The sequence below is a fragment of the Microbacterium bovistercoris genome, assembly GCF_003387575.1.
GTDB lineage: Bacteria > Actinomycetota > Actinomycetes > Actinomycetales > Microbacteriaceae > Microbacterium > Microbacterium bovistercoris.
In genome coordinates this window covers 1-22,338 of record NZ_QUAB01000015.1, presented here as the reverse complement: position 1 = coordinate 22,338, position 22,338 = coordinate 1, and the positions used below count along the sequence as shown (strand labels likewise).

Below are 22,338 nucleotides of genomic sequence, written 5' to 3'. Positions count from 1 at the left end.
GTTGAGTGAGTGGGACCGTGACTGACACCCGAGAGCTTTTCTCTGTCGTCCCGCGCAGCGAGTTCGACACACCGGGCAAGAGCCACGGACTGATCGACGTCGTGCGCTGGCGCTATCTGCTGCGCCTGCTGGTGCGTACCGGCGTGACCACCAGGTACCGCAACTCCGTGCTGGGCTGGACCTGGTCCTATGTCCGGCCGGCCGCGCAGTTCCTGGTGTTCTGGGTGGTGCTCGGGTTCTTCATGAACCTCAACCACGGCATCCCGAATTACGCGGTCTACCTCTTTTCCGGAATCGTCGTGATCAACCTTTTCTCCGAGGGGTTCAAGAACGCGACGACCTCCATCGTGGGCAATGCCCCGCTCGTGCGGAAGGTCTTCCTGCCCCGCCAGCTCTTCGCCGTGTCCGCGATCATCGTGGCCTTCGTGCATTTCCTTCCTCAGGTAGGACTGCTGCTGCTGGTCTGCCTCTTCATGGGCTGGACCATGCAGATCTCCCTTCTTTCGATCGGGGCGATCCTGGCCGGAATGCTCATCGTCATGACGTTCTCGCTCGGACTCGGACTGTTCTTCGGGGCGATCAACGTCCGCTACCGCGACGCGGAGAACATCGTGGAACTCATGCTGCTGCTGGCGACGTGGGCCTCCCCAGTGCTGTACGCGTGGACGATGGTGCAGGACGCGGTCGTCGATCGCCTCGACTGGCCGTCGTGGATCGTTGAGCTGTACATGCTCAACCCGATCACCCAGGGTGTCGAGCTGTTCCATTACGCCTTCTGGCGCCCGGTGACCGAGACCGCCCTTGCCATTCCGCCCGGACTCGGATGGAACACACTCTGGACCTTCCTGATCGCGGTCGGCATCCTGCTGCTCGGTCAGCTCGTCTTCCGCCGCCTCGAGGGAAGGTTCGCACAGGACCTATGAGCATCCAGACGGCTGCGAAGCCCAGCATCATCATCGACGGCGTCCGCAAGACGTTCACGCTCAACCATGCCTTCTCGCTGAAGGACACCGTGGTGGCATGGATCCGCCGCCGTAAGACGACCAGTACGTTCGAAGCGCTCAAAGGCGTCGACCTCGTCATCGGCGAGGGGGAGTCCGTCGCCATCCTCGGCATGAACGGCTCCGGGAAGTCGACACTGCTCAAGCTGGTGTCGGGCGTCATGGAGCCGGATGACGGCCAGGTGCTCACCCGCGGCCGGGTGGCCGGCCTGATCGAGGTCGGTGCGGGGTTCCACCCCGAACTCTCCGGACGCGAGAACGTCTTCCTGAACGCCGCCATCCTCGGCATGAAGAAGCATGAGATCGAGGCGCGCTACGACGAGATCGTGGCGTTCAGCGAGATCGAGCAGTTCATCGACCAGGAGGTGAAGCACTACTCGTCGGGTATGTTCATGCGGCTCGCCTTCTCCGTCGCGATCCACGTCGAGCTCGATGTGCTGCTCGTCGACGAGATCCTCTCCGTCGGTGACGCACCGTTCCGCGAGAAGTGCCGCCTGAAGTTCGAAGAGCTCATCGCGGCGGGCAAGACCCTGGTCGTGGTCAGCCACGACATGGACATGGTGCGGCAGCTGTGCACGCGTGGGGTCGTCATCTCGAAGGGCGAGGTCGTCTACGACGGCGGTATCGAAGGGGCGATCGAGCTGGTGGACGCGTGATCGTCGGCTGGCTCGCCGTCGTCCCGGCACTGCTCGTCACACTCATCCTCGTCTTCCTCCCCGGCCTGATCGCTCTGCGCGGAGTCGGCATGCGCGGACTCGCACTCGTCGCGTTCGCCCCGCTGCTCTCCGTGGCGATGATCGCCGTCGCCGCGATCCTGCTCGGCCTGGTCGGGGTCGCGTGGTCACCGCTCTCGCTGGGGTCGGTCCTTCTGGTTCTCGTCCTGGTGGGGCTGCTCCTCGGGCGCTTACTCGGTCATCCCACCCCGGAACCGCCGGGTCCGGCGGGCGATGAGGGGCGCTGGCTGCTCCCCGTGGGGCTCGCCATCGGGATCGTCCTCGGGGCGTGGCGTCTCATCGCCTATGTCCAGGACCCCGCGGGTATATCGCAGACCAACGATGCGGTGTTCCACATGAACGCGATCCGCTTCATCCTGGACGCGGCGGACGCCTCGTCGCTGCATGTGAGCGCGGTGATCGGGGGGAGCGGGTTCTACCCCGCAGCATGGCACGCCGTCGTGTCGACGGTCGTTGCGATCACCGGTGGCCAGATCGCGCTCGCAGCGAACGCGTTCACCATCGTCATCGGGGCGGTGATCTGGCCGCTCGGCCTCGCCTGGCTGACGCGCTGCATCACCGGATCGCGCCGGATCGCCGCGCTGGCGGCGGTGCTTTCGCCGGCACTCCAGCTGTTCCCGCTGCTCATGTTCCAGTGGGGTGTGCTCTTCCCGAACGCACTGTCCGTCGCGATGCTGCCCGCGGCGTGCGCCGTCGTCATGTCCTTGCACGTCTGGAACGGCAACGACCGTCCCGTCGCCTCGTGGGTGCGCGGTGTGCTCCTCATCGCCGTGGCGGTGGCCGCGCTCGCCCTGGCGCAGCCGGCGGCGCTGCCGGTGTGGGGCCTCATCTGCTCGGTGTGGTTCACCGATCTGATGCTGCGGGTGCGTCGCGCCGCGGTCCTTCCCGCGCGGGTCGCGATCATCATCGGAGTGTGGCTGCTGCTCGGCTTCATGTGGTACGCGCTGGCACAGGGCACCGGCGGATCGCACTGGCCACAGTTCCAGGGCAAGTTCGAGTCGCTGGCGGTGGCCGTGCTCAACGGCCAGCTGCGCATCCCTTTCGCGTGGGGGATCAGCATCCTGATGCTGGTCGGCCTCGTGGTCGCGATCCTCACTCCGAAGCTGCGCTGGCTGGCTGCGACGTGGCTCTGTCTGACGGTCCTCTACGTGCTGGTCGCGTCGGTGGGCATGCCCCTCGTGCGCAACGTGCTCCTCGCTCCCTGGTATGCCGATCCGTATCGCCTGGCCGCGTTCGCCCCCATCGCCGTCATCCCCCTCGCCGCGATCGGCCTCGACCGCGTCGTGGGCATGATCGTCGCGCGACTGCCTCGAGCGGCGGTGATCCGCAGCTGGACAGCCGTGGGCGTGGCAACCGCGGGCGTGCTGCTCGTCGTGATGCTGCGACCCGTGCCGATGCCGGCGTTCCTCGAGGGCACCTTCGATGCCGAGTCTCGCTACCTGACCGCAGCCGACACCTACCTGAGCACCGATGAGCGCGCCCTGCTCGAGTCGCTCGGCGAGTACGTCGAGCCGGGGGAGCGGGTGATCGCGAACCCCAGCACCGGTGCAGGATTCGGATACATGCTCAGCGGTGTCGACGTCTACCCGCACACCTGGTCGCCCCCGCGCACCGCCGCCTGGGATCTGATCGCCGAGCGGCTGCGCGACGTCGGTGAGGACCCCGAGGTGTGCGCCGCGCTGAAGTCCTTCGGCCAGCCGCGGTACGTCCTCGACTTCGGGCCTGGTGAAGACGCGCCGGGCCGCTATCTGATGCCGGGCATGACCGACTTCGCCGATCAACCCGGCTTCGAGCTCGTCACCGAGCGCGGTGACGTTTCGCTCTGGCGAATCACTGCCTGCGAGGACTGATCCCTCGCGGGGTCAGTGCTTCGTATCAGGCTCGTGCTCCTCGGCGCGCTCGGCCTCCAGCAGCGCGATCTTCCGGGCCAGCAACGTGAGTTGTCGCTGCAGTGCGGCGTTGCGACGGTACTGCGTATACACGAACGCCAGGAACATCACGATCAGCCCGTACATCACGAGGTCCGTGCCCCGGCCGACACCGACGAGGTTCGCCAGCCACGACAGCCACTGCGGGAAGAGCACCGAGATCACCGCGATGATCACGAACAGCATCATCAGAAGGCGGCGGATGGCCAAGTGGCTGTCCGCCCCGGTGCGACGCATCATGAACACCGCGAGCAGGATGATCGCGGCGATGAGGAGGATCTGAATCCACATGGTCACCTCACCACCAGATCGACGAGGATGTTGACCGCGTTGAGCACGCTCTGTCCCTTGGCCTTTGAATAGTCGGTGTACAGCAGTTCTACCGGGTACTCACGCCAGGGCAGGCCGCTCCGACCCAATTCCAGCACGATCTCCGTCGCATGCGCCATCCGGTCCTGCTTGAGGTCGATCCGCTCTGCAGCGTCCCGACGGATGACGCGGAGCCCGTTGTGCGCGTCAGTGAGTTTGAGGCTGGTGGTCAGGTTCGTCACCCAGACTGCCGTCTTCAGGATGACCTTCTTGATCCAGCCGGGGTTCGTCCGGTCATCGAGGAATCTCGAACCGAAGATGATCGCGAGATCCTCTTCTCGGGCGAGCCGGACCATTCCGAGGGCGTCCTCGACCCGGTGCTGCCCGTCGGCATCGAAGGTCACGATGTATTCGCATCCGGTGTGCTCCAGTGCGTACGCGATCCCCGTCTGCAGGGCCGCCCCCTGACCCAGATTCACCGGATGCCTCACGACACGTGCACCAGCGCGTTCGGCGAGGTCTGCAGAACCGTCAACGGAGCCGTCGTCCACACAAACGACGTTCGCGAAATGCGGACGCAATCCTGCCACGACATCGGCGATGACGCCTGCCTCGTTGTAGAGGGGGATGACAACCCAGGCAGCCGGATCAGGGCTGCGCGGCGCGGGGATGCTCGATGACATGATTCCATTGTGTCATTGAGCGCCCGCTGCACCGAGCGGCAGGACGCGCTGAAGACCGCAGGAAAGTGTGAGCAGAGCGTGAGTCGTAGAGTCGAACCCGTCAGAGGATTCCGTGTCGTCGTGGCCACTCGCATCTACCGGCCGGAGGCGGCGGCGGCGTCTCTGCGGCTCGGTGCGCTGGTGGACGAGCTGGTGATGCGCGGTGGCGAGGTCCGAGTGCTGACCACTCGCCCGCCGAAGGCCGTCGCGATCGAGCCGGAGCGTGCTGAAGTGCATAGATGGCCGGTTCTGCGGGATCGCTCCGGGTATGTGCGCGGTTACCTTCCGTACCTCAGTTTCGATGTTCCGCTCTTCTTTCGTGTCCTCTTCGGGGCCGGTGCTGACGTGTATGTCTGCGAACCGCCACCGACGACAGGGTTCATGATGCGCCTTGCTGCTGCGTTGCGCCGACGACCGTACCTCTATTACGCAGCCGATATCTGGTCCGATGCATCGGCAGCGACGTCGGCGCCTGCATTCGTCGTGAGGATCGTGAGGTGGCTCGAGTCCACCGCATTGCGCGGAGCTGCGGGGGTACTCGCCGTGAACAAGGGCGTCCAGAACCGTGTCGCCGCGCTAGCACCCGAGTCTCGGACCCACATCGTCGGGCATGGCGTCGATCTGGAACAGTTCTCGGTGGACGGGGGGACGGTCCATGAGCCCGCGGACATCGTCTACGTCGGGTCTGCCAGCGAGTGGCACGGGGCGGAGTTGGCGGTCAGTGCACTGGCCGAGGTCATGCGAGAGGACGCGTCCCTGACGGCGGCATTCATCGGTCAGGGGGCATCCTGGCAGGGCATGCAGGAGTCGGTTCGACGTCACGGGCTGATGGATCGGATCCGCTTCATCGACACGGTCCCTCCGCGTGACGCGGCGCGATGGTTGCGCGGCGCCCGTGTGAGCATTGCGACGCTGGCCCCAGGTCAGGGGTACGACTTCGCTGTACCGACGAAGCTGTACGCGTCCGTTGCGGTTGGAACTCCGGTGGTGTATTCCGGGCCTGAGCCTGTGCGCTCGATGATCGAGGACAACGGCCTCGGAGTCGGAACCAGATATGAAGTGGATGCGTTTGCGGCCGGACTCAGGCGCGCGCTTGCAGCGCACTCACCGGACGGCGCGCAGCGCCTCGCCGCATGGGCTGAGGACAACGTATCCGCACGTGCTGTCGCCGCGCGCAGCGCTGCGATCATCTTCGACGTCGCGGCCGGGGTGCAAGTCCAGGGGCGACGGCACAGATAGAATCGCCCTGCACCCCCACATGACTCGAGGAGACTGCCCCGTGCCCACCCCCTCTGCTGTGCGCATCGTCGACTCCGCCGACGTCTCTTCCGACGCCGTCATCGGTGACGGCTCCTCGATCTGGCATCTCGCGCAAGTGCGGGAGCAGGCGCAGCTCGGAGAGAACTGCATCATCGGCCGCGGTGTCTACATCGGCACCGGCGTCGTGATGGGGGACAACTGCAAGGTGCAGAACTACGCGCTCGTCTACGAGCCGGCACGCCTGGGCGACGGCGTCTTCATCGGCCCGGCCGTGGTGCTGACGAACGACACCTATCCCCGTGCGATCAACGCCGATGGCAGCCTCAAGAGCGCGCACGACTGGGAGCCGGTCGGCGTGACCATCGAGAAGGGCGCTGCGATCGGAGCGAGGGCGACCTGCGTCGCACCTGTGACGATCGGTGCGTGGGCAACCGTTGCCGCGGGCGCGGTCGTTGTGAAGGACGTACCGGCCTATGCGCTCGTTGCGGGCGTGCCGGCGAAGCGCATCGGCTGGGTCGGTGAGTCTGGCGTGCCGTTGACGCCGGGCGAGGACGCCGGGATCTGGATCTGCCCACAGAGTGGTGACCGCTTTGTGGAGAATGATGGAATCCTGACCAAGGAGGCAGTGTGAGCGAGTTCATTCCCCCGGCGAAGCCGATCATCGGTGACGAGGAGCGTGCCGCAGTAGATCGTGTAATGCGCAGCGGCATGGTCGCGCAGGGCCCTGAGGTGGCGGCGTTCGAGGCGGAGTTCTCCGAGCATTTCGTGCAGGGCCGTCCGTCCATAGCGGTCAACAGCGGCACCGCCGGACTGCACCTCGGTCTGTTGGCCGCGGGCGTGGGCGCCGGTGACGAGGTCATCGTGCCGTCGTTCACGTTCGCCGCGACGGGCAACTCGGTCGCGCTGACGGGCGGTACGCCGGTGTTTGTGGACATCGAGCCAGAGACGTTTACATTGGATCCTGCGGCGGTGGCCGCGGCGATCACGCCGAAGACGAAAGGCATCCTGCCAGTGCACCTTTACGGGCACCCGGCGCGGCTGCGGGAGCTGGAGGCGTTGGCAACCGAGCGCGGCGTCGCCCTCTACGAGGACGCAGCACAGGCGCACGGTGCATCGCTGGATGGGCGTCCGGTGGGCACGTTCGGCGAGTTCGCGATGTTCAGCCTGTACCCGACGAAGAACATGACTAGCGGTGAGGGCGGGATGGTCTCGGCCGCGAACGGCGAGATCGCGCGAATGCTGAAACTGCTGCGCAACCAGGGTATGGAGCGTCAGTACGACAATGAGGTCGTCGGGTTTAATGCCCGAATGACCGACATCCACGCTGCAATCGGCCGGGTGCAACTGACCAAGGTCGACGCGTGGACGACGACCCGCCAACAGAACGCGGCCTTCCTCGACGCGAACCTGCAGGGTGTGGTTGTGCCGCCGGTCGCCGAGGGTGCGGTGCACGTCTACCACCAGTACACGATCCGCGTGCCCGAGGACCGCGACGGCTTCGTCGCCGCACTGAAGGCGGAGCACAACGTCGGTGCAGGTGTGTACTACCCGATCCCCAACCACCGACTTCCCTCGCTCGCGCCGTACGCGCCGGGGCTGGACCTGCCGGAGACCGAGCGCGCCGCCCGCGAGGTCGTCTCCTTGCCGGTGCACCCGTCGCTCTCCCAGAGTGATCTGGACCGCATCGTGGCCGCGGTCAACACCGTCGTCGGGGCAGGCGCCTGATGGCGCTGCGCGCCGGCCTGCTCGGGGTCGGGATGATGGGCCGCCATCACGCGCGCGTACTGCGTGAAGTGGACGGCGTGGATCTGGTCGCGATCGCCGACCCTGGTGGAGACCCGCACGGTGTCGCGGCCGATCTGAGCATGCTGCCAGACATCGATGCACTGATCGGAGAGGGGATCGACATCGCCGTCGTCGCGGTGCCGACCCGGTTCCATGAGGACGCCGCACTCAAGCTGGCCGCCGCAGGCGTGCACACGCTGGTCGAGAAGCCGATCGCGCACAGCCTCGAGGCTGGCCAGCGCATGGTCGACGCCTTTGCGGAGGCGGGCCTCGTCGGTGCAGTCGGACACATCGAGAGATTCAACCCGGCAGTGCAGGAGCTGCGTCGGCGGATCGAGGCGGGCGAGCTCGGCGCGGTGTATCAGGTCGCGACGCGTCGTCAGGGACCGTTCCCGGCGCGCATCGCCGACGTTGGCGTCGCGAAGGACCTCGCCTCGCACGACGTCGACCTCACGGCCTGGGTCGTGCAGTCCGACTACGAGCGCGTCTTCGCGCAGACCGCGTTCAAGAGCGGCCGCGAGCACGAGGACATGATCACGATCACTGGCCGCACCGCGTCGGGCGTCATCGTGAACAACATCGTGAACTGGCTCTCTCCGATGAAGGAGCGGCTCACAGTCGTCACGGGGGAGAAGGGGGCGTTCGTCGCGGACACCTCCACCGGCGACCTGACGTTCTACGCGAACGGTACGATCCCTCTCGAGTGGGAGTCGGTGTCGAGCTTCCGGGGGGTCTCCGAGGGCGATGTCACCCGATTCGCGTTCGCGAAGCGTGAGCCGCTCCGAGTCGAGCACGAGGCGTTCCGCGACGCGGTGCTCGGGGAGAAGACGGATGTTGTGACCATGGAGCAGGGTCAGCGCACCCTGGCCGTGGTCGAGGCCGCGCTGGATTCGGCGCGCGTCGGGGAGGCCGTCGTTCTTTGACAGACACCGTCCGGCTGGATCCTGAGCCGGTCGAAGCTCCGCGCACTGCGTACTTCGACCGGCTTCGTGTCGTTGCCATCGTCGGCGTCGTCGTTCTGCATGTCGCCGCTCAACAGTGGTACGTGGAGGTGCCCGGGGACGCTTCCTGGCAGATCCTCAACGCGTATGACAGTGCGGTCCGGTTCTGCGTGCCCGTGTTCTTCATGATCAGCGGTGCGCTGTTCCTCGATCCAGCGCGTCCGGTGACTTACTCGTCGCTCCTGCGCCGAAGTGCGCCGCGGGTGCTGGTCGCGTTCCTCGTGTGGTCCGCCTTCTACGCGCTCATGAACACGTTCGTGTTCGGTGAGTTCAGGGGGGGGCGAGAACTGATCGAGCAGGTTCTGATCGGCAACTACCATCTCTGGTTCCTGTGGGCGCTGCTGTGGCTGTACGTTGCCACGCCCATCCTCCGGGCGATCACCGCAACGCGGAGCATCGCGATCGTGTTCGTCTCGCTCGCGGCGATCGGGTCGACGGTGGTGCCGCTTCTGGATCGTCTTCCGGTGATCGGGCCGATCGTCGCGGAGATCATCGGAAGGGCCCGGATCGACCTGGTATTGGGCTACACGCTGTTCTTCGTGTTGGGTCATCTTCTGCACAACGGGTTGTTCGCCGAGATGCACGGGTGGGTGATCGCTTCGGCCGGTTTCGTCGCCGTCGTGATCACGGCCGCCGGAACCGCGTGGCTGACGGCGCGGCACGGCGCTGCCGACAGCACCTTGTACGAGTACCTCACGCCGAACGTCCTCGTCGCTTCGGTTGCTGTGTTCCTTCTTGTGAAGAGATTCTCCGAGCGTCCTGGCGCGCGGGGACCGCGGCGGATGACGATGATCATCGGTGCTGCGTCGTTCGGGATCTATCTCGTTCACCCGTTCTTCTTGAGCGTCCTCGCGTCCATGGGGATCACGACCGATGTTCTCCCGGTCGTGATCGGTGTCCCGCTGCTCACGGCGGTCGTCCTCATCCTGAGCCTGCTCGTAGCGACTGTCCTGCATCGCATTCCGAAGATCGGACGGTACCTGGCATGAGCTCTGAGCGCTCATTCAAGCAGCGCGTGGTTGCTCAGATGCCCGACCCGATCGCTGAGCGGCTGTTGCCATGGAAGCGGGCTTCATTTCGTGCCGCGGGAACTGCGAGCGTGCCCCGGGCGGAGCGACGGCTGTTGATCGGTCCCGTGAACTCGGCAGGCCAGGCGCACGCCTGGGCCCAGGCTGCGTCCCGGATCCCCGAGACCGCGGCCATGAACGTGATGTTTCGCGCGGATGAGGATCTCTTCTCATTCCCTGCCGACCAATCGGTCAGCACGGCATACGCGATAACGAATGTGCGGTGGCAGCGCGCTCAGCGCCGCGCAGTCGTGCGGCGCTTCTCCCACGTGCTGATTGAGTCGGGTCGCCGACTGTTCGGTCCGGGGATCGGTGTCCGCGAGGACATCGGAGACCTGGCGCTCCATGATGTCCATGTGGGGCTGCTTTGGCACGGCAGCGATATCCGCCTCCCGAGCGTCCATGCCCGAATGGACCCGGACTCGCCATTTCTTTCAGGGACCTACCCTGATCAGGCGCAGCTTGAGCGGATAGCTGCTCGCAATCATGAACTTATCGCAGCCACCGGGCTGCCGAACTTCGTCTCCACTCCCGACCTGCTCGCGTTCGTCCCTCACGCAAGCTGGCTTCCGGTAGTCGTTGATCACCGGCGATGGTCGAGTGCCGCGGGGGGTGCTGTCCTGGAGCGGGAACGCCCGGTCGTCGTGCACGCGCCAAGTCGGGCCGGGCTCAAGGGCACGGCCCTGATCGCGGGCCTCCTGCGTCGGATGGATGCCGAGGGTGTCATCGACTATCGCGAGGTCGTTGGTATCCCCGCAGTCGAGATGCCTCGAGTCTATGGCGACGCTGATATCGTGCTCGACCAGTTCTCACTGGGAATATACGGGGTTGCTGCATGCGAGGCGATGGCGGGCGGGCGCGTCGTCGTCAGCCATGTATCGGATCAGGTCCGCGCGACGGTGGGCGCGGTGACGGGACACGAACTGCCCGTGGTCGAGGCTCGTGCCGCCGACCTGGAACGTGTGCTGCGGGCAATTCTGGACGATCGGGAACAGGCACGTGCAGTCGCCGCTCGGGGACCGGCGTTCGTTGCAGATGTGCACGACGGACGACGGGCGCGCGATGTGCTCGCGCCGTTCCTCGGAGTAGGCGTCCCGCCTCCTGTGGGAGAATCGACACGTGTGCATTGATCTGAGCCGGGTCGGGTGGCGTCTATGAAACTCGTCACGAAGTCGTATAACGAGCTCATGGGCTACCTGCCCGCCGACGCGCGAGCCTATCTCGTTCGCTACATCGTCATCTCCTGCCTGCTGACGGTACTGGACATCGCGGCGATCATGCTGCTGGCATTGAGCCTGGCGCCGATGATCGCCAGGGCGCCGATCAATCTACCCATCATCGGCGAGATCAGTGCTGGCTCGTACATCTGGTTGATCGGTGTGGTCGCTTTGCTGATCCTGGTCAAGTCAGTGCTCGCGCTGCTGCAGCAGTGGTTTGCGACGCGTCGGTTCGCGGACTTCGAGCTGGAGATCGGTCGCCAGCTCTTCGACGCGTACATCAAGGCGCCCTGGACGTATCGGCTGGGGAGGAACACCGCGCAGATCGTCCGAATCGCCGACGTCGGAATCGCGAATGCGGTGAGCGGATTCCTGCTTCCGATCGTGCAACTTCCGAGTCTCATCGTGAGTTTCGTGCTGATTCTCGGCATCATCGTGGTGGCGCAGCCAGTGACGGCGGTGATCACCGTCGTCTACTTGGGACTGATCATGGCGCTGCTGTACTGGGTCGTCTCCGGTCGCAGCGTCCAGGCCGGTCGCGTGTCGCGAGACTACTCATTCAAGGTCGCGACGCTGATGACTGAGATGATGCAGGCGCTCAAGGAGATCACGCTCCGCAACAAGACCGGTGAGGTCGCGGAGATCGTCCAGTACAACCGCGCATTCAGCACGAGGGCTCGCGCCAATCTGAACTTCCTCGGATCGGTCCCCGGCTTCGTTCTGAACGCGGCGCTCGTCGGCGGCTTCGTCCTGGTCGGCGGGGTGGCATACGTCGCCGGTGGCGCCGGAGAGAGCGGGATGCAGGAAGCCCTGGCAGCCGTGGCGTTGTTCGCAGTCGCGGGGTTCCGTCTGGTACCTTCCCTCACCGGTTTCCAGTCGATCGTGACAAGGACCACGGCGAACGTTCCGCACGTGCAGGCCGTCATCTTCGATCTTCAGGTCTCCGAAAAGTACCTCGAGGTCGCCGAAAAGTTGGGACAGGAGCCGATCGACGGATCGCCGAAGACGCTCACGCTATCCGGCGTCTCCTTCGGCTATCCCAAGCATGAAGACACCCCTGCTTTGCACAGCATCGACCTGACGATACCCATCGGAAGTTCGCTGGCACTTGTCGGATCCTCCGGCGCCGGAAAGTCGACGCTGGTCGATGTGCTTCTTGGTCTGCTGGTTCCCCAACAAGGCACGATTGCTCTCGATGGACAGGACCTCAACGACGTGCTCGCGGCCTGGCGAGAACGAGTCGGTTATGTACCTCAGGATGTGTCGTTGTTCGATGGCACGGTCGCTCAGAACGTGGCGCTCGCGTGGGACGACTCGGAGATCGATTTCGACAAGGTGCGAGCGGCACTCGAGCGGGCGCAGCTGTGGGAGACGATCGAACAGCGCGAAGGCGGCATGCGGGATCGCATCGGGGAGAGGGGAATGTCCCTGTCGGGCGGACAGCGTCAGCGGCTTGGCATTGCCCGTGCTTTGTATAGTGATCCGCTCGTCCTCGTGCTCGATGAAGCGACCAGCGCCCTGGACACGAAGACGGAATCCAAGGTCACCGAGGCGATCCGTGGACTCAAGGGCGAGGTGACGATCGTGTCGGTCGCGCACAGGTTGTCCACCATTCGGGACAGCGATCTGGTGTGTTTCATGCAGGACGGGACCATAGCCGACCGCGGGACCTTCGACGAACTCGTCGCACGAGTACCGAACTTCGCCGAGCAAGCTCAACTCGCGGGGCTCGCGTGAGCGCACCCTTTGTGGAGATCGTCATCGCTTGTCATGACGAGAGTCGCCCGATTGAGCGAGCTGTCTCCTCGGTGCTGGCCGATGATGATGTGCGCGACCGAGTACGCGTGACCGTCGTCGCGCACGGCATCGATGCGTCGAGCCTTGCGAGTCGTCTGGCGGAGATTCCGGGCGATGTTCGCGTCGTACCCTTCCGCGACGATATCCGCAGCGCGGCGGGCCCCTTCAATCGGGGACTCGATTCCGTCGAGGCGGAATACTGCGGCGTGATGGGATCGGACGACTTTCTCGAGCCGGGTGTGATGAGCCGCTGGATCGCTCATGTCGACGCCGAACGCCCCGACGCCGCAATCGCGCAGATCCGCCGGCAGAGCCATACCATCATGCCGAACCCGCTGGTGCGGCTTGGACGACGAGTGCGTCTGGACGCGGCGAAGGACCGCCTCTTCTACCGAACGGCGCCGCTGGGCCTCATCCGGACCGAGCGGATGCGCGCGCTCGGACTGCGTATGGTCGAGGGGATGCGAGTCGGCGAGGACTTCGACTTCGGCATTCGGCTCTGGGCCCATGGCGGACGGATCGATTTCCTCGGTGGCATGGGGAGCTACGTCATCGGCGAGGACGCGCGTCAGCGCACCACGGAGTCCACGATGACGATGACAGAGAGGTTCGAGCCGATCACGCGCTTGTTCCAGGACGGCGTATTTGCGGCGCTCTCACCCGCATACCGACAGGCGCTGGCGATCAAGCTCATCCGGGTCAGCATCGTGGGCACTGCCCAGGCCGTGGTCGACACGAATCCCCCGGACGGGGACGTCGCGGAGGTCGCCGCTTTGCTGCGTCGGCTTCTGCAGGAGGCGCCACGCGCTCTGAGTCCGTTCAACCGTCGTGACCGATGGGTGCTGGACGGACTGCTCGATGAGCCCACGAGCGCGCGAATGGTCGCCGATGTGCGACGCGCCCAGCGGGCAGGGCGCTGGGGGCGGTGGTTCACGCCTGACCTGGTCCACAGCTTCGCTCGAGAATCCACGCTGCGGCGCTATGTCTTGTACTACTGCAAACGTGAACGAGGGAGAAAGATGTGACCACCACTCGCCCGACCATGCTCATTCTGTCTTTCTCACCGATCATCGGCGATGCCAGGGTGCTCAAGCAGGTGGCACGCTTCACCCGCGACTACGATGTCACCACTCTTGGGTACGGTGACTCACCCGCGGGTGTCATCGAGCACATCTCCATGCCACGCGACGTACGTTACGACGACCGAGACGGAAAGCTGGTGCTGCTCAAACGGTATCGCTCTGCGTACTGGGGGATCTCGGCGGTGAAATGGTCCAAGGCGGCGCTGAAGGGCCGCAAATTCGACGTCATCATCGCGAACGATGTCGAGGCCGTGCCCGTCGCTGTGAAACTGAAGCCGAAGCACGGCGTGTTGGCTGATCTTCACGAGTACAGCCCGCGACTTCACGACGACAATCCTGCTTGGTTCGAGAAGATCACACCGTGGTTCGAGTGGGTGGTGCGACGGTACGTCACCAAGGCGGATGCGTGGACGACGGTCAGTGAAGGGCTGGCAGCAGAATACGAGCGGAACTTCGGTTTCCAGGCAGCGCTGGTCAGCAACGCCACGCCGTTCCATGAATTGCAGCCCACCCCCGTCTCGCGTCCGATCCGTCTGGTTCACAGTGGCGCAGGCCTCGTCAACCGACAGCTGCATCTCATGGCCGAAGCGGTGGCCACTGCCGATGCAGATGTCACGCTGGACTTCTACCTGACAGCAAACCACCCGGCATACATGGAGGAGCTCAAAGCGTTCGCCGCCACGACCGATCGTGTGCGCGTCCTTGATCCAGTTCCCTATGAGGAGCTGGTCACCACACTCAATCAGTACGACGTCGGCGTCTTCATGTTGCCTCCGTTGACGTTCAACTATCGTCATGCGCTTCCCAACAAGTTGTTCGACTTCGTCCAGGCTCGACTGGGTATCGTCGTCGGCCCCTCACCGGAGATGGCGGCATACGTGAGGGATCACGGTCTCGGAGCCGTATCAGACGACTTCACGGTGGACTCATTGCGGGGCGTGATCGAGGCGCTGACGGTCGAGAGTGTCACGGAGTACAAGCGCAACGCCGAGGCGAGCGCTGCTGAACTTGCCGGAGAACGTCAGGTGGAGAAGTGGGACCGGATCGTCGCTGATCTGATGACGAGGAAGCGTCGGTGACCAGACCTCGGCTGCTCATCGTGTCGTTCTCGACGATCGTGGCTGATGCACGGGTGCTGAAGCAGGTGCGACGGTTCCGCGACGACCTCGATGTGCACACTCTCGGGTACGGCCCCGCGCCGGACGGTGTCGTATCTCACATCAGAGTTCCTGACACCCTGCCGATCTGGCGATACGATCGTGCTGCGGTGATGCTGCGTCGCTACCGCTGGGCTTACTGGAACAATGCAGCGATCGCTTTCGCCTCGGCGGCGCTGAAGGACAGTCGATGGGACGTTGTTCTCGCGAACGATGTGGATGCTGTCGGCCTTGCGCTTGCACAGCACTCAGAACAGGGCGTGCATGTCGATTTGCATGAGTACGCGCCACGCCAGAAGGAGGACGTGCTGAAATGGCGGCTGTTCGTCGCACCGTTCGTGCGCTGGATGTGCCGCGAGTTCGTCTTGCGGGCGGACAGCGTCACCACGCTGGGCCAGGGGATCGCCGACGAGTACCAACGGGTGTACGGCATCAGAGCCGAAGTGGTAACCAACGCTGCGCCCTATCATGCTCTCGAAGCGACGACCGTGTCGAATCCGATTCGCTTGGTCCACAGCGGTGCCTGTCTGCGCGACCGGAATCTGATGCTGATGGCGAAGGCGGCTATGGCCACGGACGTCGATGTCACCCTCGACTTCTTCCTGACCCCGAACGACCCGACTCACCTGGTTGAGCTCAAGAGCTTCGCGGCCACCACCGATGGACGCGTCCGCGTGCACGACCCTGTGCCGTACGACCAGTTGATTCGTACTCTGAACAGATATGACGTAGGCGTGTTCCTGCTGCCACCCGTCAACTTCAACTACCGGTGGGCGTTGCCCAATAAGTTCTTCGACTTCGTGCAGGCGCGCCTAGGAGTCGTCATCGGGCCATCGCCGGAGATGGCGAGAGTACTCGACGCACGTGGCTTCGGCGCCGTAGCGGAAGAGTTCAGTGCTGATGCCCTGACGCGGGTGCTGAACACTCTCTCAGCCGGCTTGGTTGCGACCTGGAAGCAAGCTGCAGACGCTGCCGCGCCCGAGCTCTCGGGCGAGTCGGAGACCGAAGTCTGGGCCCGGGCGATCGATCGCCTGTTGTCGGTGCAGGCGAGAGGAGAGCAGCCGTGACTCGGCTGTTGCTGTTCACGAACGAGTACCCGTACCGCACGGGCGACGTGGTGTTCGTGCAGAAAGAGATCGATGACCTCGTCGCGCTCTTCGACGACGTCGTCGTCTTCTGCCATGCTCGGGACACGTCAGCGGGAATGGTCGAGTTGCCCGACGGCGTTCGTTACGGAGGAAACCTCTTCGAGCCCGCACCCGAGGACGCGCCACGACGCCTCTTGGAATGGGGGCCTGCCTGGTTGTTCCTCGTCGCGGCCTGGGAGGAACTGCGATCCGGGCGCCTCTTCCGACACCCCGTCCTGTTCGTGCTCAGTTCTAAGGTGGGAATCACTCAGGCTCACCGCACAGCTGTTCGCGAAGCGATCGCCGGTGCTGACGACGTCGTCGCCTACGGCTTCTGGGCGATGGGAGGTGGCCTCGGTGTTCCCTGGTTGCGAGGCATTCGTGCACGGGTCACCCGCACGCACGGTTACGACCTCTATGAGGAGAGGATGTCGAGCGGTTACCTGCCGTTCCGCCCGTTCATGTACCGCCGTGCCGATCGGGTGCTGACGATCTCTGAGGATGGTTCGCAGTATCTCAGGCGCAACTATCGTCAGTCACGGGGGAAGATCGCGCTCAGCCGACTGGGTGTGTATGGACCAGAACGTGCCCCGAGGCACCCATCGAACCCGTTCTGGACGATCGTGTCCTGTTCCTCTGTGAGCGAGCTCAAGCGCGTCGGTCTGATTCTTGAGGCAGTGTGTCTTCTATCGGATCTCGAGGGCGCGCGTCCCGTGCGCTGGGTGCACTTCGGCGGTGGCCCGCTTCTCGCCGAGATACAGGAAGCGGTCCGCGGAGCGCCGGAGGGTGTGACGATCGAGCTAAGGGGGCACGTGGACAACGCGGACGTGCTCGACTTCTACGCTCGCGAGCGCGTCGACGTCTTCGTCAACGCCAGCACCACCGAAGGCGTCCCGGTGAGCATCATGGAAGCGATCTCTTACGGCATCCCGACTGTCGCCACTGCCGTCGGCGGCACTCCCGAGATCGTGGGACCGCAGCTGCGAACAGGGGAGCTCCTCGGCGCCGACCCCTCGCCGAAGGAGATCGCCGAGAGCCTGCTTGCGGTGCTGAATGCAGACGAGGGTACGTACACGCCACGGGAACTCTGGGAACGGGAGTACGACGCGCGACGCACAGGGGCCTATGCAGCGGGCCTGGTGAGTACGGCAGGACGCTGAGGGCGATGCTCACACCGATGTTGCGGTCTTTTGTGGGATTTCGCGAGATACTGTGGCCTGAATTGCCTTGGACGACCACCGTGCCGACCGACTCGGGCTCAGCTTCGATGAGTGTCGCCTACCCGGAGGCCTCGGCGTATTGTCACAGTCACGATTGGGCTCACCTGAATGCGGCCTATCGAAAGGAATGGCCATGCGAAGGTCACGTGTGATCTTCGCTTCGGTCGTGGCCGTCACAGGACTCGTGGTCGGCATCGCCGCAGTTGACGCGCTGCGGCCAAACGCTGTAGCTGAGTCGCAGTCCCGCGCGTCCGTCATTGACATTGAGCGCCTCAATGAGGCACTCGCGGGCCAAGGGAGTGTCGGGGATGCGCACTTCTTGGACTGTACGCTCAGCGAAACGCTACCCAACTTCGCCATCGCGTGGGACGGTGAGCCCGGACAGCGGATCTTCGAGGCGACCATCGATGGCATGGTTAGTGGTGCTCGGCCTGGTTCAGGCCACCGTGAGAGTGTCGGTGGTGACGACACTGTGGAGCGCGAGATCCTCGGGTTCGAGGACAAGACGGCGTACTGGCGAACCGTTGTGCTGAGCGTCGAGGTACTGAATGACTTCGATTCCGAGGCCGACATGCCCTCGGAGATCAAGGTCGTGTTGTGGCTCGACGGAGCGACAGATCCGGCGGTGATCCTCAGGGGACTCCCGGGGCAACGGATCTTCGCCGTCCTCGAAGCGCCTGGCCGACTTGAACCGTCGGACGCGTACCCGGTCGCCCGGAATGGGGCCCTGATTGGGGTAGTTTCCGATGACGGAGCGCTGTCGTTGCCAGGGCTTGATGTGTACGAAGACGGTTACATGGATGGTCTCACCACACTCTCCGCAATCGAGACAGCTTCCGAAGCTCCCATGACCGTGTTGCCCCTGTCGACGGCAAACGGCTATTGGGAGCGAACGGACTGCTCGTAGTACCGGTTGACAACGGAGACCCGCTGTAGTCTGCAGCAGGAACGGAAGCTCCTGCTGCAGACCGGACACGGTGAGGGCTACCGCCCGAGCGAGAACACCGGGGACGGCGGATCCTGATGAGCAACATCAACCGGTAAGAATCCCGCCATGACGGAACCCACCTGGGTGACGACGCGTCGGGCGGCGCTGTCCCTCGGCACGGGCTCGGATGGTGAGAGTGGAGCCGCGCACCACGTCCGACATGAGACCCCGACTGATGCCCGGTTCCGGGGCGCAAGGTCCGATGTTCCTGATGCATGACGGAACAGTGAGCACTGATAGCGTCGAACTGTGAAGGTGCTTGTGGTGACCACGTGGCTGCCGACCAAGGAACAGCCCGATGCGGGGTCGTTCATCGTTCGGGACATTGAACTGCTCTGTCGTGACCACGACGTGGAGGTACTGCACCTGACGCCCGGTGGAGAGACGTTACCTCTTCCTGGAGATCGCACCGCTCTGTTGACCGTGCCCATGTCACCGGCTAACCCGATCAGCGTACGGCGCGCGGCCCGCGCGATCGCAGAGCGTTCCCGCGAGGCGGATCTCGTGCATTCAATGGCGCCTTCGACGCTGCTGCCCTTCCTGTTCGTGAACCCGGGACGACCTTGGGTGCATACGGAGCATTGGTCCGCGCTGCTGGCTCCCTCGACGGTGGGCATCGCTGCGCGCGCTGCCATCCCGTTGACGATGAGATTGATCCGACGACCGGACCTCGTGATCGCTGTCGGACAGAGGCTTGCGGAGGCGATCAAACGGAGCCGCGTCGGTCCGACGGTCGTCATCCCGAACTCCGTCGAACGTCCAGCAAAGTTGCATGAGCGACCGCGCGGCACTCCGACGATCCTGGCGTCCGTCGGTGGCCTCGTACCGCGGAAAGGGCCGGACGTGGCGATCCGCGCGCTCGCACTCCTGCGCGACCGCGGTGAGGACGTTCGGTTGGTCTGGGCAGGCGACGGCCCCATGCGTGACGAACTGGCCGCACTCGCTGTGCAGTTGGAAGTCGAGGACAGAGTCCAGTTCCTCGGCAGAATCGCGCCGGAGGCCGTCGGAGACGTCCTCGCCGAGGCGGATGCGTTCCTGCTGCCCACCACGATGGAGACGTTCGGTGTGGCAATCGCCGAGGCGCTGGTCGCAGGGCGACCGGTGGTGGTCGGCGCAGATGGAGAACAGGCAGCGTTTGTAGCGGAGCCGGACGGTGTGCTCGTGCAGCTGCAGACGCCGGAGGCCTATGCAGATGCGGTGCAGCGTGTGCTCGGGCTGAATGCTGGTCGTTCCGCCGTGGAGATCGCGGCGGCGACGACGGCGCGATTCGACGAGGACACGCGGAGAACCGCCTATGCGGCCGCGTATGAACGCGTCGCGGCGGACAGCTCCGGTCCCGATGTGGACGTGGTGATCGCCGTTCACGATTCCGGACGGCGGATCGACCGAGCCGTGCAATCGGCCCTGACGTCGAAGTCGGTGGCCCGAGTGATCGTGGTCTGCCACGGGGTCGAGCCCGGGGCGATCAGGGAAGCCGCAGCCGTAGACGACGCACGCGCCGAGTACATCGACTTCCGCGATGGGATCCGAAGCCCTGCGGGCCCGTTCAACCGGGGTCTCGAGTCGGCGACCGGGCGCTTCCTCGCGGTGATGGGATCCGATGACGAGCTGGCACCTGGAGCGATTGACGCGTGGCGGCGCACCGCGATGCGCGACAGGGCCGACGCGGTGATTGCGCCGGTGAGGCACGCGCGCGGCCTCCGGGTGCCGACGCCGCCCACGTTGCGCCATCGCCGTCTGCAAGGCGCGAAGGATCGCTTGGCGTACCGGACGGCGCCACTCGGGATCTTCAACCGAGAGCGGTTCGGTGATCTGCGTTTCACTCCTGGCCTGGCCACCGGGGAGGATCTTGCATTCAGCATCAGGATCTGGTTTAGCGGCGCCGTGATCAGCCGCCATGTCGCCGGGGATGAGTACATCATCCACGATGGTGACGGCAGAGTGACTTTCAGTACGAGGCCATTGGCAGACGAGCTACGGGCCGTCGAACTCCTGATCGACGACCCGGGGATGCTGGCGCTTCCCGCCCGGGATCGCACGGCGATCGCCGTCAAACTGTGGAGGGTGACGGTGTTCGGCGCCGCACATCAACGAATCGAGGAGTGGGGTCCATCGGATAGAGAGTGGCTCGTCGGCCTCGTTGCCGCCCTCCGGGAGTTCGCCCCGGAGGCGATCGACCTTCTATCCCGGGCTGATCGGGACCTGGTGGAAGCCCTCGCCAGCCTCGTCGCGACGGACCGTATGGTCGATGAACTGTCGCGCCGCCGCCGTCGGTTCGCCACGCCGTCGGCATTGATGACGAGGAAGATGACGGTGATGTTCGCGCGCGACGCGCCTTTGAGATTCATCGTTGCCAGCCTGCTCGCTCGGTATCGGTGATGCGATGCGTGAACCATGTCGTGAACGTTGGTTGCGGTTCCGGCAATAGCATGGTCTGATGGACGCGAATGCTTCGACGACGATGACGCGTCGCTGGTCGCTTGATGTCACCCGAGTGCTCGCGGTCCTCGGCGTCGCGGCGATCCATGTCTTCGCCGGTGTGGTGGGCAACGCCGACCTGCGGGGGAGTGCCGGGTGGTGGGGCGCGGTCGTCGTGGACATCGGTTTCGTCTGGGTTGTGCCAGTGTTCGTCATGATCTCGGGAGCACTGATCCTCGAGCCGCGGCAGTTCGCACAGGGGCCGCAGTCCTTCTATCGGAGGAGGCTGCTGCGGCTGGCCCCGGCAGTCGTGTTCTGGTCGCTCTTTTACTTCCTTCTCATTCGTACCGGGCTGACCGCTGCGCCGATCAGTCGCGCCGACATCATCAGGTTCCTCCTCGAAGGGCGACCTTATACGCACCTTTACTTCCTCTGGCTCATCGTGGGGTTGTACGCGGTCGCGCCTGTGCTCGCTGCATTCTTGAAGGATGGAGGACGTGGTCGTTCCGTGATCTTTGCGATGACTGTTCTTGTCGCGACGGTGCTCACGGGATCGTCGTCGAGCCTGCTGACCGCGATGGGAGATCCTCGTCCGTTGACCCTGTTGGCGGCAACGCAATGGCTGCCCTACGCTGGGTACTTTCTGGCGGGCTGGGCGCTGCGTGATCTCGTGCTCCGCGGGTGGCGGCTCGGATTGGGCATCCTCGTCACCGTCGTCGCGCTCGCCGTTCCCATCCTTCAGTACGGGATGCGCCCGCATTTGGCCTACCTCGATGCGTTCGCTCCTGTGAGTTATTTCGGGCCCTTCGTGGGTGTGGCTTCGATCGGCGTCTTCGTGTGCGCGAACAGCCTTCTCGCCGGTTGGATTCCGGGGGAGCGCGGGAGCTGGGTGCTACGGGAGCTGTCCGACAGCGCCTTCGGCGTCTTCCTGGTGCACTTCGCGATCATGCTCGTGCTGCGTCGTCTCCCGCTGTTCGCCGCGGCCGACTCTTCGCTGCCGCTCACCATCCTGGAGTGGGTGCTCGTCGTCGTGCTGTCCTTCGCGATCATCTTCGGGCTGCGGCGGGTGCCGTACCTGCGACGGCTGGTGTGACGGGGCTGGAGTACGTTTTGGCGACGGTGACCACGACGTCACGATCTAGACCTCCGGGGATCCTTGTGTCGGCGCCGACGCCGACTCACGGAGATATGGAAAGGTAACGCGAAAGTCAGTCGGGATCTCGACTTGCGTCGCGGTCGTCACCGGACCCGGGGCGACAGGGACTCGAGGGTCGCTTCCCGCATGGAAACGGTACAGAGCCTGGTGCGGCTCATCAGGGTTGATGGGGGCGGTGAGCCTGACGGTTTGTAGTATCGGCTGAAGGATCACCGCACCATTGAGGCGGCCCGTTCTGTGTGGAATGAGCCGCCTCAGTATCTACCGGACAAAGGCGTCGGCTTGTGTCTTGGCGTTGTCGGAGATCGAGCCGGTGCCGCCGAGGATGACGATGCGTTGTGGCTTGAGTCGTGCGAGTTCGGTCTTGAC

19 protein-coding genes are annotated in these 22,338 nt (G+C 64.7%); 17 read left to right on the top strand and 2 right to left on the bottom strand.

Annotated elements, in window-relative coordinates; all coding sequences use genetic code 11:
- Positions 1–17 precede the first annotated feature (17 nt).
- The 3 genes from DY023_RS02840 to DY023_RS02830 are packed head-to-tail and all read left to right on the top strand — an operon-like array spanning position 18 to position 3,585.
- Positions 18–923: an ABC transporter permease gene (locus tag DY023_RS02840; protein ID WP_116240958.1), complete on the top strand. Its 906-nt coding sequence runs from the start codon at positions 18–20 to the stop codon at positions 921–923.
- The gene (locus DY023_RS02835) at positions 920–1,657 is read left to right on the top strand and encodes an ABC transporter ATP-binding protein (RefSeq protein ID WP_116240839.1); all 738 of its coding nucleotides are present in this window, start codon (positions 920–922) and stop codon (positions 1,655–1,657) included. The genes DY023_RS02840 and DY023_RS02835 overlap by 4 nt, the downstream gene beginning before the upstream one ends.
- Positions 1,654–3,585: a DUF6541 family protein gene (locus DY023_RS02830; protein WP_116240838.1), complete on the top strand. Its 1,932-nt coding sequence runs from the start codon at positions 1,654–1,656 to the stop codon at positions 3,583–3,585. Before DY023_RS02835 ends, DY023_RS02830 begins: the two co-directional genes overlap by 4 nt.
- Before the next feature lie 12 nt (positions 3,586–3,597).
- Here the strand turns inward: DY023_RS02830 and DY023_RS02825 are convergent, their stop codons facing one another.
- Positions 3,598–3,954, bottom strand: coding sequence for a DUF2304 domain-containing protein (locus tag DY023_RS02825; RefSeq protein ID WP_116240837.1), 357 nt, complete (start codon positions 3,952–3,954; stop codon positions 3,598–3,600).
- A gap of 2 nt (positions 3,955–3,956) precedes the next feature.
- Positions 3,957–4,655: a glycosyltransferase family 2 protein gene (locus DY023_RS02820; RefSeq protein WP_116240836.1), complete on the bottom strand. Its 699-nt coding sequence runs from the start codon at positions 4,653–4,655 to the stop codon at positions 3,957–3,959.
- Positions 4,656–4,775: 120 nt separating this feature from the next.
- Here DY023_RS02820 and DY023_RS02815 point away from each other — a divergent pair, with 120 nt between their 5' ends.
- From DY023_RS02815 to DY023_RS02750, 14 genes are all read left to right on the top strand, one after another.
- A complete protein-coding gene (locus DY023_RS02815; RefSeq protein ID WP_116240835.1) occupies positions 4,776–5,933 on the top strand; it encodes a glycosyltransferase family 4 protein in 1,158 nt (385 codons plus the stop codon).
- A gap of 40 nt (positions 5,934–5,973) precedes the next feature.
- Positions 5,974–6,585: an acyltransferase gene (locus tag DY023_RS02810; protein ID WP_245958561.1), complete on the top strand. Its 612-nt coding sequence runs from the start codon at positions 5,974–5,976 to the stop codon at positions 6,583–6,585.
- Positions 6,582–7,679 (top strand): DegT/DnrJ/EryC1/StrS family aminotransferase, encoded by a 1,098-nt coding sequence (locus tag DY023_RS02805; RefSeq protein ID WP_116240833.1) that lies wholly within the window; start codon positions 6,582–6,584, stop codon positions 7,677–7,679. Before DY023_RS02810 ends, DY023_RS02805 begins: the two co-directional genes overlap by 4 nt.
- Entirely contained in the window at positions 7,676–8,662 is a 987-nt protein-coding gene (locus DY023_RS02800; RefSeq protein ID WP_181905705.1) for a Gfo/Idh/MocA family protein, read from the top strand. The genes DY023_RS02805 and DY023_RS02800 overlap by 4 nt, the downstream gene beginning before the upstream one ends.
- Complete coding sequence (locus DY023_RS02795; RefSeq protein WP_116240831.1) at positions 8,659–9,729, top strand: acyltransferase; 1,071 nt, start codon at positions 8,659–8,661, stop codon at positions 9,727–9,729. Before DY023_RS02800 ends, DY023_RS02795 begins: the two co-directional genes overlap by 4 nt.
- Complete coding sequence (locus DY023_RS02790; RefSeq protein WP_116240830.1) at positions 9,726–10,937, top strand: glycosyltransferase family protein; 1,212 nt, start codon at positions 9,726–9,728, stop codon at positions 10,935–10,937. The genes DY023_RS02795 and DY023_RS02790 overlap by 4 nt, the downstream gene beginning before the upstream one ends.
- Positions 10,938–10,961: 24 nt before the next feature.
- Positions 10,962–12,761 (top strand): ABC transporter ATP-binding protein, encoded by a 1,800-nt coding sequence (locus DY023_RS02785; RefSeq protein ID WP_116240829.1) that lies wholly within the window; start codon positions 10,962–10,964, stop codon positions 12,759–12,761.
- Positions 12,762–12,772: 11 nt separating this feature from the next.
- Positions 12,773–13,846 carry a glycosyltransferase gene (locus tag DY023_RS02780; protein ID WP_181905698.1) on the top strand — a complete coding sequence of 358 codons (1,074 nt, stop codon included), beginning with the start codon at positions 12,773–12,775 and terminating at the stop codon, positions 13,844–13,846.
- Positions 13,843–14,982, top strand: coding sequence for a glycosyltransferase (locus DY023_RS02775; protein ID WP_116240827.1), 1,140 nt, complete (start codon positions 13,843–13,845; stop codon positions 14,980–14,982). Before DY023_RS02780 ends, DY023_RS02775 begins: the two co-directional genes overlap by 4 nt.
- Positions 14,979–16,127, top strand: coding sequence for a glycosyltransferase family protein (locus tag DY023_RS02770; RefSeq protein ID WP_116240826.1), 1,149 nt, complete (start codon positions 14,979–14,981; stop codon positions 16,125–16,127). The genes DY023_RS02775 and DY023_RS02770 overlap by 4 nt, the downstream gene beginning before the upstream one ends.
- A gap of 47 nt (positions 16,128–16,174) precedes the next feature.
- Complete coding sequence (locus tag DY023_RS02765; protein WP_147303248.1) at positions 16,175–17,347, top strand: glycosyltransferase; 1,173 nt, start codon at positions 16,175–16,177, stop codon at positions 17,345–17,347.
- 226 nt (positions 17,348–17,573) lie between these two features.
- Positions 17,574–18,314 carry a hypothetical protein gene (locus tag DY023_RS02760; protein WP_147303247.1) on the top strand — a complete coding sequence of 247 codons (741 nt, stop codon included), beginning with the start codon at positions 17,574–17,576 and terminating at the stop codon, positions 18,312–18,314.
- Between the two features lie 330 nt (positions 18,315–18,644).
- Positions 18,645–20,774, top strand: coding sequence for a glycosyltransferase (locus DY023_RS02755; protein ID WP_116240823.1), 2,130 nt, complete (start codon positions 18,645–18,647; stop codon positions 20,772–20,774).
- 58 nt (positions 20,775–20,832) lie between these two features.
- Positions 20,833–21,906, top strand: a complete 1,074-nt coding sequence (locus tag DY023_RS02750) for an acyltransferase (RefSeq protein WP_116240822.1) — start codon at positions 20,833–20,835, stop codon at positions 21,904–21,906.
- Positions 21,907–22,338 lie beyond the last annotated feature (432 nt).